The 11,703-nt window shown below is 65.3% G+C and carries 21 protein-coding genes; 4 read left to right on the top strand and 17 right to left on the bottom strand.

The window, feature by feature from the left end:
• Positions 1-6: 6 nt before the first annotated feature.
• The 14 genes from IEW98_RS08740 to IEW98_RS08675 all read right to left on the bottom strand — a co-directional run bounded on the left by IEW98_RS08740 (position 7) and on the right by IEW98_RS08675 (position 5,092).
• Positions 7-447, bottom strand: a complete 441-nt coding sequence (locus IEW98_RS08740) for a PaaI family thioesterase (RefSeq protein WP_243450647.1) — start codon at positions 445-447, stop codon at positions 7-9.
• Positions 444-926, bottom strand: coding sequence for a PaaI family thioesterase (locus tag IEW98_RS08735; RefSeq protein WP_188762558.1), 483 nt, complete (start codon positions 924-926; stop codon positions 444-446). Before IEW98_RS08735 ends, IEW98_RS08740 begins: the two co-directional genes overlap by 4 nt.
• Positions 923-1,333, bottom strand: a complete 411-nt coding sequence (locus IEW98_RS08730) for a SufE family protein (RefSeq protein ID WP_188762557.1) — start codon at positions 1,331-1,333, stop codon at positions 923-925. Before IEW98_RS08730 ends, IEW98_RS08735 begins: the two co-directional genes overlap by 4 nt.
• A 39-nt stretch (positions 1,334-1,372) precedes the next feature.
• Positions 1,373-1,615 carry a hypothetical protein gene (locus tag IEW98_RS08725; protein ID WP_188762556.1) on the bottom strand — a complete coding sequence of 81 codons (243 nt, stop codon included), beginning with the start codon at positions 1,613-1,615 and terminating at the stop codon, positions 1,373-1,375.
• Positions 1,616-1,639: 24 nt separating this feature from the next.
• Positions 1,640-1,897, bottom strand: coding sequence for a hypothetical protein (locus IEW98_RS08720; RefSeq protein ID WP_188762555.1), 258 nt, complete (start codon positions 1,895-1,897; stop codon positions 1,640-1,642).
• Positions 1,898-1,934: 37 nt separating this feature from the next.
• Positions 1,935-2,258, bottom strand: a complete 324-nt coding sequence (locus IEW98_RS08715; RefSeq protein WP_188762554.1) for a hypothetical protein — start codon at positions 2,256-2,258, stop codon at positions 1,935-1,937.
• Positions 2,259-2,268: 10 nt separating this feature from the next.
• On the bottom strand, positions 2,269-2,547 hold the full coding sequence (locus IEW98_RS08710; protein WP_243450646.1) for a hypothetical protein: 279 nt from the start codon (positions 2,545-2,547) through the stop codon (positions 2,269-2,271).
• A 10-nt stretch (positions 2,548-2,557) separates the two neighbouring features.
• A complete protein-coding gene (locus IEW98_RS08705; RefSeq protein ID WP_188762553.1) occupies positions 2,558-2,857 on the bottom strand; it encodes a hypothetical protein in 300 nt (99 codons plus the stop codon).
• Between the two features lie 14 nt (positions 2,858-2,871).
• Positions 2,872-3,159, bottom strand: coding sequence for a hypothetical protein (locus tag IEW98_RS08700; RefSeq protein ID WP_188762552.1), 288 nt, complete (start codon positions 3,157-3,159; stop codon positions 2,872-2,874).
• Positions 3,160-3,213: 54 nt separating this feature from the next.
• Complete coding sequence (gene pspC, locus IEW98_RS08695; protein ID WP_188762551.1) at positions 3,214-3,594, bottom strand: envelope stress response membrane protein PspC; 381 nt, start codon at positions 3,592-3,594, stop codon at positions 3,214-3,216.
• A gap of 27 nt (positions 3,595-3,621) precedes the next feature.
• Complete coding sequence (locus IEW98_RS08690) at positions 3,622-3,825, bottom strand: PspC domain-containing protein (RefSeq protein ID WP_188762550.1); 204 nt, start codon at positions 3,823-3,825, stop codon at positions 3,622-3,624.
• 41 nt (positions 3,826-3,866) lie between these two features.
• Positions 3,867-4,130 carry an envelope stress response membrane protein PspB gene (gene pspB, locus IEW98_RS08685; RefSeq protein WP_188762549.1) on the bottom strand — a complete coding sequence of 88 codons (264 nt, stop codon included), beginning with the start codon at positions 4,128-4,130 and terminating at the stop codon, positions 3,867-3,869.
• Between the two features lie 4 nt (positions 4,131-4,134).
• Positions 4,135-4,809, bottom strand: coding sequence for a phage shock protein PspA (pspA, locus tag IEW98_RS08680; RefSeq protein WP_188762548.1), 675 nt, complete (start codon positions 4,807-4,809; stop codon positions 4,135-4,137).
• A 115-nt stretch (positions 4,810-4,924) separates the two neighbouring features.
• Positions 4,925-5,092, bottom strand: a complete 168-nt coding sequence (locus IEW98_RS08675) for a hypothetical protein (protein ID WP_188762547.1) — start codon at positions 5,090-5,092, stop codon at positions 4,925-4,927.
• A 182-nt stretch (positions 5,093-5,274) separates the two neighbouring features.
• Between IEW98_RS08675 and pspF the strand changes: the two genes are divergently transcribed.
• Positions 5,275-6,345 (top strand): phage shock protein operon transcriptional activator, encoded by a 1,071-nt coding sequence (pspF, locus tag IEW98_RS08670; RefSeq protein ID WP_188762546.1) that lies wholly within the window; start codon positions 5,275-5,277, stop codon positions 6,343-6,345.
• Here the strand turns inward: pspF and IEW98_RS08665 are convergent.
• Positions 6,323-6,916: a septation protein A gene (locus IEW98_RS08665; RefSeq protein WP_188762545.1), complete on the bottom strand. Its 594-nt coding sequence runs from the start codon at positions 6,914-6,916 to the stop codon at positions 6,323-6,325. The two genes, pspF and IEW98_RS08665, sit on opposite strands and share 23 nt — an antisense overlap.
• 136 nt (positions 6,917-7,052) lie before the next feature.
• On the opposite strand from IEW98_RS08665, the gene ccmA reads away from it, so the two are divergent.
• From ccmA to IEW98_RS08650, 3 genes are all read left to right on the top strand, one after another.
• Complete coding sequence (gene ccmA, locus IEW98_RS08660) at positions 7,053-7,628, top strand: heme ABC exporter ATP-binding protein CcmA (RefSeq protein ID WP_188762544.1); 576 nt, start codon at positions 7,053-7,055, stop codon at positions 7,626-7,628.
• Entirely contained in the window at positions 7,628-8,254 is a 627-nt protein-coding gene (ccmB, locus tag IEW98_RS08655) for a heme exporter protein CcmB (RefSeq protein ID WP_188762543.1), read from the top strand. Before ccmA ends, ccmB begins: the two co-directional genes overlap by 1 nt.
• A 124-nt stretch (positions 8,255-8,378) precedes the next feature.
• On the top strand, positions 8,379-9,254 hold the full coding sequence (locus IEW98_RS08650; protein ID WP_188762542.1) for a DMT family transporter: 876 nt from the start codon (positions 8,379-8,381) through the stop codon (positions 9,252-9,254).
• 91 nt (positions 9,255-9,345) lie between these two features.
• Here IEW98_RS08650 and IEW98_RS08645 read toward each other — a convergent pair whose 3' ends face one another.
• Positions 9,346-9,864 carry a DUF1993 domain-containing protein gene (locus tag IEW98_RS08645; RefSeq protein ID WP_188762541.1) on the bottom strand — a complete coding sequence of 173 codons (519 nt, stop codon included), beginning with the start codon at positions 9,862-9,864 and terminating at the stop codon, positions 9,346-9,348.
• 143 nt (positions 9,865-10,007) lie between these two features.
• Complete coding sequence (locus IEW98_RS08640; RefSeq protein WP_207792537.1) at positions 10,008-11,624, bottom strand: GMC family oxidoreductase; 1,617 nt, start codon at positions 11,622-11,624, stop codon at positions 10,008-10,010.
• Positions 11,625-11,703: the final 79 nt, after the last annotated feature.

Below are 11,703 nucleotides of genomic sequence, written 5' to 3'. Positions count from 1 at the left end.
CCCGGTCTACGCTTCCGGCCAATCCAGCAGGAAGTTCAGATTAGCTGCCGCAATCGGCCGTCCCCGCTCATACTGCCACGCCCGCGCCGCGACGTTGACGATGCGCCGCCCCAGCCGCGTCACCTCCCCTGCAGCGAACGTCTCCACCGGCGTTCCCTCGCGCATGAAGTCGACCGTCACCGTTATCGGCCGGATCCGCGGCATCCTGTCGGCATCGGGCTGCGCGATGATCACCGCCGCCAGTCCGGCAATCTCGAGCAGGCCCGCCAGCGCCCCGCCATGCAGCCGCCCCGGCGCACCGACGAGTCCGATCGCAAACGGCATCACTACCCGCACCTCGTCGTCGTCCTGTTCGAAACGCAGGTCGAGCGCCTTGGCATAAGGCAGCATGTCGAGCCGGCCATGGCGCTCGTCGCGCAGCGCCCGGGCAAGGGCAAGGCTGGTCATGCGACGGCCTTTTCGGGGCGGTTGAGCATGAACGTCCCGGCCATGTTGGCGATTGGGTCGGCCGGATCGCCGTCATGGGCAATGCCGCGCACAAAGGCGATCTGCCGGGTCAGCCGATAGCATGTTGCCCGGCCCGAGACCGTCGCCCGCAGCGCCGGCGCGCGTAAATAGTCCATCCGCAGGTCGATCGTCGCAATCGGCAGGAACTCTCCGAGTGCCAGGTTGATCGAAAAACCCGCCGCCGAGTCCATCAGGGTGAAGATCGCTCCCGACGCGATGATGCCATAGTCCGGGTCGGCAACCTGTTGCGGTGCGTAAGGCATCTGCAACTGGGCCCAGTCCGGACCATAGCTGTCGAACGTAATGCCGAGCAAATTGAGATGCGGCACCCCGTCGAGGAAGCGCTGCACGAACCGCCGCTGCCGCGCCGCCAGGTCGAGCACGGGCCTCGGCAAGTCGCTGGGCGGCAGATCGCTCATGTCGAGACCCGCGCCAGTTCGCCGATCCGCGCCACCATCGAAGCCAGCCCCTGCGTGCGGTTCGACGACAAATGCTTCGACAGGCCCAACCCCTCGAGCCGCGTCCGGATTTCGCCGGTATCGATCGCCGCCGGCGCCCGCCCATCGGCCAGCATGAGCACCAGCGCGACCAGCCCCTTGACGATCGCCGCGTCGCTGTCGGCGGCAAAATGCAAGCGTCCGCCGGCAAGGCTGGGGTGCAGCCACACCTGGCTCGCACATCCGCGCACCCGCGACGCCTCGGTCTTCAGCGCCGCCGGCATCTCGGGCAATCCGCGCCCCAGGTCGATCAACAACCGGTACCGGTCGTCCCAATCGTCGAGCGCTTCGAATTCGGCCTCGACATCGTCAAAAGTCGCGATGCTCATCGCGCCCGTTTGCGGCGCACCGCCCGCAGGGTCAACCCGTCAAAAATCGACGCCCGAGGCAATCGCCTCCAGTTTGCGAATCCGCTCCTTCAGGTCGGCAAGATCGATCCGCTGCCCGATCGCCGGCAAATCACTGACGCCCGAATAGCCGCCATGCTGCTCGATCTCGCGCGCCCGCAATCGCAACCAGCCGCCCCAGGCCCAGGTCGCAAAGCCGCCGATCAGGCCCAGCCCCATCAGGCCGGCGGTGCTGATGACCATGAGAGATTCCAACGGTGGCATGTTCAGTCCTCCCAATTCCGAGCGTTATTTGTTCTTCAAGGATTCGATCTCGTCCGACAGCCGCTTGGCCGGGTCGGTCGCCAGTCGCTCGAGCACCTGGATGCGCTCGTTCAAACGCGTCACCTCGGCCTTCAACCGCGCCGCTTCGGCAACGCTCACACCGTCGCCGCCGGTATCGAACAGGGCCTGCGCACGTCCGCCCCGCTTGCCAAATCGCCCGCCCAGCACCCGGCCGATAGTTACGATCAGGATGATCAGGACGACCATTTCAAACGGGTTCATCGGGTCTCTCGCAGGTAAGGGGTTGCAGGCAAACGGCTTAATTCAGTGCCTTGCCCAAGTCGTCGATCTCGGCCGAAAGCCGCTTGGCCGGATCGGTGGCGATGCGTTCGAGCACCTGCAGCCGGTCCTTGACGCTGCCGATCTCGGCGCTCAGCCGGGCATTCTCCTGGGTCAGCAATTTGACCCGCTCCATCGCCTCGCTGCTGACGGCCGGCAGCAGTGGCTTGCCCCAACTGCTCTCGAGTGGATAACCGTTCTTGATCCGCAGCCAGGTCGTAACCACCCAGCCAACCGTGCCGATAAGCACCGCGCTGACCATGATCGGCGCAACCGCCGGGAAATAACTCGGGTCCAGGGCCATGACAAATTCCTCAGTTCAGCTTGGTTGCCGGCCCGTCACGCAGTGTCTCGATCTGCACCGCCAAGCCTTCGTTGCGGTCGGTAACGATGCGGTTCAACGTCGCGACATGGCTTTCGAGCCGTTCGATCTTGGTGGCATATTGCGCCGCCTGCTCACCCGCGACGGTCGCTGCAAGTTCGAGCTGCTTTTCCTTCAGCTTCATCCAGCGCTTGGCAACGCTGCCCAGGATCGCCGCCAGCACGATCGCCAGCACGACGAACGGAAACAGGTCGGATGCGTCGAGCAACATGGTAATTCCTTCAGTTCTGGGTGGTGCCGGGCACCGCCGGCGCGTCGCGCAAACCTTCGATCTGCGCCGTCAGCCCCTCGTTGCGATCGGTGACGATGCGATTGAGAACGGCGACGCGCTCCTCCAGCGTGGCGATCTTGGCGGCATATTGCGCCGCCTGCTCGGCCGAAGCATGCGCTGTCACCGAAAGCTGCTTTTCCTTCAGATTGGCCCAGCGCTTGAAGATCGCGGTGGCAAAGGCGCCGACGATCGCGACGATGGGGATCAACGTGCCGAATATCGGGATCAAATATCGAACATTGTCGTCCATGATAAGATCTCCCCCTAAAGCTTGTCGATTTGCGCCGAAAGCCGCGACGGCGCGTCGGTCGCGATGCGTTCCAGCACCGCCATCCGCTCCTCGAGCCGGCCAACCTTGCCGCGCAGCAGCGCGTTTTCGTTCTCGAGTATCTCGTTCTGGCGCTTCATCCCGTCGTCCGCCTTGCCGACCATGCCGCCCCATTCGTTTGAAACGGGATAGCCATGCCTGGCGCGGATGGCGGTGGTGATGATCCAGGCGATGAAGCTCATCGCGATGATCAGCAGAACGAAAGTCGGTCCACCGAGGTCCATTGTCGTTCCCCTTGATTTAACGCATCAGCGCAGCTCTTCGATCTGGCCCGCGCCTCAGCGCAGCTCTTCGATCTGATTCGCGAGGCGGCTGTTGGAAGACGTCACATAGGCTTCGATATCGCGCAACCGGCGGTCCGACTCGCGGAACGAGGCGTTGACGTCGCGCACCGTGCGCTGCGGCGCCACCCGCACATTTTTCCAGAAACGCTGGTCCTCGGCGCTCTCGTTATACAGCATGCCGGGCTTGGGATCTGCGATCAGGCCCATTGCGACATAGATGATCGGCAGGAAACCAACCCCGAAGACTGTCAGCGCGATGGCACCGACGCGAACCCAGGTGGCGTCCCAGCCGAAATAATCGGCAATGCCCGAACAAACCCCCATCAGACGCTTGTTGCGCTTGTCGAGGTAAAAGCGGGTGCGGCGAACGCTCATCTCAGATCTCCCCTTTTGCGATGCGGGCTAGAGGACGCGTTTGCGGTCGGCGATGAGCCCGATTGCGAGATAGACCAGCAACAGCGATCCCGCTCCGAGCAGCGTGCCGACCACAAAAGCCAGCCGCACCCATATCGCTTCGATCCCGGTATAATCGGCGATCCCCGAGCAGACGCCCATGATGCGGCCATTGGTCTTGTCGAGCCCGAACGGGCCATTGATCGTCAACATCGTCGTCAATCCTTCTGCTTTGCAGCCTGTGTCTGCTTCGCTCAGCGAAGCTGGTGTTTTTGCGTCGACAGGTCGGGAATGCGCCCGTCCTTCCACTGCGGATCGTCGGCAGCGATGATCCGTTCGATCGAATCGAGCCGGCTATCGAGCCGCCGCGCCATCTCGTGCAGATCGTCGAGCAGCGCTTCGTCCTGCTGGCTGATGCCCCGGCCCGACTTCCACCGGGTCAGATAGTGCAGGATCATCCACGGCAGCCCGATGAACAGCATCCCGACGACGGCGATTGGGACCATGACGTTTTCCATGATCTCAACCCTCCGATTTAGGCGACAAACGCGCCTTCATCGCCGCCAGCTCGGCCGAAACTTCGTCGTCGGCGGTCAGGTCGGCGAACTCGTCGGACAAGGTCCGCGTCGGCCCGCCCAGCGACAGCGCATCCGCACGTCCCTCGGCGAGATCGGCGCGGCGCTCCATCACCTCGAAGCGCGCAAACGCCTCGTCGACACGGGGGCCCTTGGTCATCTCGATCATCCGCGAGCGCTGCGTCGCGCTTTCGATCCGGTTGAGAATGACGTTCTGCCGGGTCCGTGCCTCGCGAAGCTTGCCTTCCAGCTTGTGGATATCGGCCTCGTTGAGCGCCAGGCCCTGGTCGAGCGCGGCGACTTCACCCGACATCTGCTCGGCAAAACTCTTCGCCTTGCCCTTCTCGACCAGCGCCGCCTTGGCCAGGTCCTCGCGGCCCTTGCTCAGCGCCAGCTCGGCCTTTTCGGCCCAGCTCGACTGCGCAGCCTCGGCGCGGATGATGGCGCGGCGCATTTCCTTCTGGTCGGCGATCGTGCGCGCCGCCGATGCCCGGACTTCGACCAGCGTTTCCTCCATCTCCATGATGATCATGCGGATCATCTTCGCCGGATCTTCGGCGCGATCGAGAAGGTCGGTCACATTGGCAGCGATGATATCGCGGGTCCGAGAAAAGATACCCATGGTATTGATGCTCCAGTTCGAAATCAGCCGGTTCGTATCGAGGGTGCCGGAGGGCGAGGGGTGGGGCAGAGATTGTATCCTGGCCCTCGACCCTCCGGCGATCGTCACAAGGTTATTAGCCACGGACGATATTCGATTCAGCGGAAACTTTCACCTGCGAACCGGTATCGGCCGCAAACGCCGGTCCAGCCGCCGCAACGATGAAGGTCCCGCCCATGACGACGGCTGCAAAAATGCCGACCAGGCTGCGCATGGTGTCGCTGTTGTTGAAAAAATTGCTCATCGTACATCTCCTGTCTGGCGTGACCGGCGCGTCGCCGGTGCTCATGCAGGATCCTTTGCAGGTCCCGTGCCAAGTGCCCCGGGTTTCGTAAGTCACTGGAATCATGGCCATCAAATAGAGGCTTGGTATTTATTCCGTATGATCTATTGCTGAAATTTGGGAAATCCCACTAACATGCGGTCATGCAAAAGCCTGCCGCCCTTATCGGCTCATCCTCGATCTTTCTCGATGCCGTCGAGCGCGCCTCCGCCGCGGCGCCGCTCAACCGTCCGGTACTGATCATCGGCGAGCGCGGCACCGGCAAGGAGTTGATCGCCGAGCGCCTCCACCGCCTGTCGTCGCGCTGGGGCGGGCCGCTGGTTTCACTCAACTGCGCCGCGCTCCCCGAAAACCTCATCGACGCCGAACTCTTCGGCTATGAAGCCGGCGCCTTCACCGGCGCCCAGCGGGCCCGCGCCGGCCGGTTCGAGGACGCCGACGGCGGCACGCTCTTCCTCGACGAGATCGCCACCCTCGCCCCCGCCGCGCAGGAACGCCTGCTCCGCGTCGTCGAATATGGCGAGCTCACCCGCATCGGCTCGAACCGCGCCATCCATGTCGACGTCCGCCTCGTCGGCGCCACCAACGAGGATCTCCCCACCCTCGTCGAACGCGGGCGTTTCCGCGCCGATCTCCTCGATCGCCTGTCTTTCGAGGTCGTCACCCTGCCGCCACTTCGCGAACGCGCCGAGGACATCGAGGCTTTATCCTCGCACTTCGCCCGCCGCATGGCCGCCGAGCTCGGCTGGTCGCGCTTCCCCGGCTTCACCGCCGCCGCGCAAACCACGCTCGATCACTACGCTTGGCCCGGCAATGTCCGCGAGTTGAAAAACGTCGTCGAACGCTCGCTCTATCGCTGGGGCGATCCCGACAGCCCCATCGGCCGCATCATCCTCGACCCGTTCGAATCGCCATGGCGCCCGGTCCCGCTACCCGGCGGCCAACGCGCCATCAGCGCCGCGCCCGCCACTACCGAAATCGCGCGCTCAGCCCCCGCTCCGCTACCCGACTGCAGCGACTTCCGCGCCGCTGTGCTCGCCCATGAACGCGAAATCCTGCTCGGCGCGCTCGAACGCTGTCGCCACAATCAACGCCGCACCGCCGCCGCGCTGGCGCTCAGCTATGACCAGCTCCGCCATGCCCTCAAGCGCCACAACATGCTCGATCAGGGTCAGACCGAGGCGTCCAGTGTCAGCCTTCGGCCTCAGGCTTGACCCCATAGCGCTGCAGCAACGGTGCCTGCAGCATCGCGAACACGAACGTCGCCCCCGTCACGCCCCAGACCTTGAAATTCACCCATTGGTCAGTCGTCAGAATCTGCCGCGCCACCTCGTTCGCCGCCAGCAACACCAGGAAGAACAACGCCCAGTTCCGCGTCAATTTCGTCCAGCCGGCATCGCTCATCGGCGGCAGCGCCTCGCCCAGCACCAGCTTGAGATAGGACCGCCCCCGCGCCAGCCCCAGCAACAATATCCCGGCAAACATCGCATAGATCAGCGACGGCTTGAGCTTGATGAAGGTCTCGTCCCGCAGCCACAATGTCAGCCCGCCGAACACCAGGACGACCGCGCCGGTAAACAGCAGCATCACCGGAATGTGACGCACCTTCCACCAGGAAACGCTCATCGCCACCAGCACCGCCACCATGAACGCCGCGGTTGCAGTGAACACACCACCGAATTTGTTGGCCGCAAAAAACACCAGCAACGGCCCGAAATCGATCGCCAGCTTGAGCAATGCCGGCATGGCCGGACGGGTCACAGTTTGCGGATCAAGATCACTCATGCGCCCCCCATAGTGACTTTCCACAACTTCCGAAACCGCAGACCGCCTCTCCAAAACCAATGTCATCCCGGGCTCGACCCGGGACCCAGCTGTTTTGTCCCCTTGCCACACCGCCGCCGCCCGCTAGCGTGCCCGCGTGTCCCCCGAACCCCTGATCGTCACCAATCTCGCCTGCCAGCGCGGCAACCGCCTGCTGTTCGAAAACCTGTCTTTCACCGTCAATCGAGGCGAAGCCCTCCACCTCGAAGGCCCCAATGGCAGCGGCAAATCGAGCCTCCTCCGCCTGCTCGCCGGCCTCCTCCGCCCCACCTCGGGCACCATCCACGGGGGCAATCCCCGCGGCTTCCTCGGCCACGAAACCGCCCTCAAACCCCGCATGACCCTCCTCGCCGAACTCACCCACTGGGCCCGCCTAGACGGCACCACTGCCGCCCTCCCCACCGCCATGGCCGCAATGAACGTCGCCGCCCTCGCCGACATTCCCTGCAAGCACCTGTCCTCGGGCCAACGCCGCCGCGCCGGCCTCGCCCGCGTCATCGCCAGCAGCGCGCCGCTCTGGCTCCTCGACGAACCCACTGCCGGCCTCGACACCGCCTCCACCGCACGCCTCGCCGCCGCCATGGCCACCCACCGCGCCGCCGGCGGCATGATCGTCGCCGCCGTCCATGGCGACATCGGCCTCGCCGATCCCCAGCGCCTCAGGCTCGGCTGATGTTTCTCACCCTCGTTCGCCGCGACCTCGCCCTCATCGCCCGCTCGCCGGCGCTATGGATGCCCGTGCTATTCTTCATCCTCGTCGCCGCGCTCTTCCCCTTCGCCGTCGGCCCCGACGCCCGCCTCCTCGCCCGCATTGCCCCCGGCATAATCTGGGTCGCCGCCCTCCTCGCCGCGCTGCTGCCGGTCGAAACCCTCATCGCTCCCGATCTCGAGGACGGCACCCTCGACCAGCTCGCCGCCCGCGACATCCCCATGGAGCTCGTCGCCGCCGCCCGCATCCTCGCCCATTGGCTCGGCTTCGCCCTGCCCCTGCTCGCCGCCCTTCCCATCGCCGCCGTCCTCACCGGCATGGACGCCGCCACCGGCTGGCGCCTCGCCCTCGCCCTCCTGCTCGGCACCCCCGCCCTCGCTGCCCTCGCCGTCGTTGCCGCCGCACTCACCGCGGGCCTGCGCGGTGGCGGCGCCCTCGCCGGCCTCATCATCCTTCCCCTCGCCCTCCCCATCCTCATCTTCGGCGTCGGCGCCGCCGCCCCCGGCGCGCTCAAGCTACTCGCCGCCGCCAGCCTCGTCACCCTCGCCCTCGCCCCCTTCGCCGCCGCCGCCGCCATGCGCCAGGAATAGCGCACTTCCCCTCTCCCTCTTAGGGAGAGGCGACTCGCGCCCCTCAGGCGCGGCGGGTGAGGGTAATCCCGCTCCTCCCTGCTAAAACCTTCCCCAATCACCCCAACCCGCCTAACCCCCCATCATGCCCACAGCCCCAAACCGCCTCGCCTTCCCCGCGATGATCCTCGGCAGCGTCGCCCTCGCCTTCGGCCCCTGGCTCGTCCGCCTCGCCGATGTCGCCCCCATATCCTCGGCGTTCTGGCGCATGAGCCTGGCCATCATCCCCCTCGCCCTCCTCGCCCGCTTCGTCGGCCCCGCCATGCCCAAGGGCACCCTCAGCCCCCGCATCCTCTGGCTCGCCGCCCTCGCCGGCGTCTTCTTCGCCGCCGATCTCGCCCTCTGGCACTACGGCATCGTCCGCACGACGCTGGCCAACGCCAGCCTGCTCTCCAACGCCGCCAGCTTCCTGCTACCGCTCTGGGGCTTCGTCGTGCTCGGCCAGAAACCCGGCAAAAAAGCCCTTGTCGCCATCCTTTTCGCCCTCGCCGGCACCATGCTTCTCGTCGGCCGCAGCGCCGATCTCAGCGCGCGCAACCTCGCCGGCGACCTGTTTTGCCTCGCCGCCGCCGTCCTCTACACCGCCTACCTGCTCGTCGTGGATCGCCTGCGCGGCACCGTCCCGGTGTTCCCGGTCCTGGCCCTCGCCACCGGCTTTGGCGCCATCGCGCTGCTCCCCGCCGCCATCATCCTCGGCGGCGACGCCTTCTGGCCAACGGACTGGACCCCCCTCGTCCTGCTGGCCCTTGGCAGCCAGGTCATCGGCCAGGGCCTCGTCGTCTTCGCCATCGGGCATCTCAAGCCCCTCGTCGTCGGCCTCGCCCTGCTGGTGCAACCGGCAGTCGCTGCCACCATCGGCGCATTCCGCTTCAACGAAATCCCCGGCACCGCCGAGATCATCGGCGCCAGCCTCGTAATCGCCGCCCTCATCCTCGTCCGCCTACCCGAACGCAAACCCTGAACTTGTCCTCCCCCTCAAGGGGGAGGCGAGAGACGCGCCTTCGCGGCCAAGGTGGGGGTGTCTCCCTTCGCCGCAAAAGCCCGCCCGCTCCCTAACCCGCAATCGCCTCAGGCCGCCCCAGATGCTGCAGGAAATCCGGCTTCCCCAGATCCACCCCAGCCGCCCGCAAAATCGCATAAGCCGTAACGGCATGAAAAAAGAAGTTCGGCAACGCAAACTCGGTCAGATAAGCCGCGCCATCGAACCGATACCCGGTACCATTGGGAAACTTCAAAACTACCTCACGCTCCGCCGCCCCCGTCAAAGCCGCCGCATCGACACTCCGCACGAACGCAATCGTCCGGTCACACCGGTCACGCAGTTCGGCAAAGCTCGTCTCGGTATCCGGCATCGCCGGCGCTTCGATCCCTGCCAACCGCGCCATCGCATTCTTGGCGCTATCCGAAGCCATCTGGAACTGCGCCGTCAACGGCAGCATGTCCGGCGCCAGCCGCGCCTCGGTCAACACCCCCTCCGGCTTCGCCGCCGCAGCCTTGTCGAGCCAGGCCCGCATGTTGGTCAGCGCATTGATGAACACCGGCGCCGAAGCAGCATGAATCGAAAAAGTCACCGGCAATCTCCCCCAAAAATCGAACCCTGCGCCACCGCGCCCGGCAACACCACCTCTCCCCTTGCGGGAAAGGTCGAGAGCCGCGCCTTCGCGGCCCGGCAGAGGGGGCCGGGGCCAAGGCCCCAGCCGCCGGAGGCTATTCCTTAAGCCGCCGCCAGGATCATCTCCGCCGCCTTTTCGGCGATCATCACCGTCGCCGCATTGGTATTGCCGCTCACCAGCCGCGGCATCACCGACGCATCGACCACCCGCAGCCCGGCAATGCCATGCACCCGCAACTGCGGATCGACGACAGTCATCGGATCATCAGCGCGGCCCATCTGCGCGGTGCCGACGGGATGATACAGCGTCGATCCCGACGTCTGGGCATAGGTCAGCAATTCCTCGTCGCTTTCGCACCCAATCCCTGGCTGGCGCTCCTCCGCCATCCATGGCCGTAACGCCGGCTGCGACGCCAGCAAGCGGGCCCAACGCAGCCCGGCAACGATCGTCGCCTGGTCAACTGGATCAGAAAGATAGTTCGGCCGGATCGACGGCCGGTCGAGCGGCGCCGCGCTGCGAACATGGATCGTGCCGCGGCTTTCGGGGCGCAGCTGGCACGGCGCGATGGTCAACCCCGGCAGTTTCTCGAGCGACATCTCGCCCTTCAGCGTATAGGCGTCGATATCCATAGTGCCCGGCAGGATGTGATATTGCACATCCGGCCCCGACAGTCCCGGCCGTGTCCGCACATAGGCCTGGATATGCGCCGCTGACAGCGTCAGCAGCCCCCGGCGCTGCGTCGCATAACGAAGCACCTCGCGCACCAGCCGCCAGCCGCGGCTCAACTCGTTGACCGAGACGCAGTTCTTCAACCGGAACTGCGTGCTGACCATGTAATGATCCTGCAAATTGGTGCCCACACCCTTCAACGCATGAACGACCGGGATGCCCGCCGCCGCCAGCACGTCCGGATCGCCGATCCCCGAAAGCTCGAGCAGTTGCGGCGAATTGACCGCCCCACCCGACAGGATGACCTCGCGGCGCGCCTTGGCCTCTATGCTCCGGCCGTTCTGGAAATACCGCACGCCCGTCGCGCGCTTACCCTCCATCACCACCGTCTCGGCCTGGGCATTGATCTCCAGCGTCAGGTTGCTGCGCTTCAACGCCGGCCGCAGATACGCCATTGCCAACGACCAGCGCCGGCCGTTTTTGACTGTCATCTGGAAATAGCTTATGCCGTCTTGCGAAGCGCCGTTGACGTCGTTGTTGAACGGCAGCCCAGCCTCCACCCCGGCCTCGATCACCGCGTCGGAAATGATATGCGTATCGCGCGGATCGGAGACGTTCAGCGGCCCATCGCCGCCATGCAGGTCATCGGCGCCCAAACGTTCATTGCCTTCGGCGCGGCGGAAATACGGCAGCACATCGGCATGGCCCCAGCCGGTACACCCCAGCTGCGCCCATTGGTTGAAATCCTCCTGCTGGCCGCGAACATACAACAGGCCATTGATCGACGATGATCCGCCCAGCACTTTGCCGCGCGGCCAGACATGCGCCCGCCCGCCCGAAGTCGGATCGACCTCGGTTTCGTACATCCAGTTGACCTTGGCGTCTTTCAGCGTCGTCGCATAACCGATTGGAATATGGATCATCGGGTTGGTATCCCGCCCCCCCGCCTCCAGCAGCAGCACCGTCGCTTTGCCATCCGCCGTCAACCGGTTGGCAAGCACGCACCCGGCGCTGCCCGCCCCGACGATGATATAATCGAATTCGCGCATGACATCTCCCAGGGCGCCGCCGTTCGCCACGGTCGCCGGACCACCTTAGTCCTCACGGCCAGCCGATACAGCCTGCACA

Source organism: Sandarakinorhabdus glacialis (assembly GCF_014643455.1).
Classification (GTDB): Bacteria; Pseudomonadota; Alphaproteobacteria; order Sphingomonadales; family Sphingomonadaceae; genus Sandarakinorhabdus; species Sandarakinorhabdus glacialis.
Note: the sequence above shows the minus strand (reverse complement) of the source record. Positions and strands in the feature narration are given on the sequence as shown.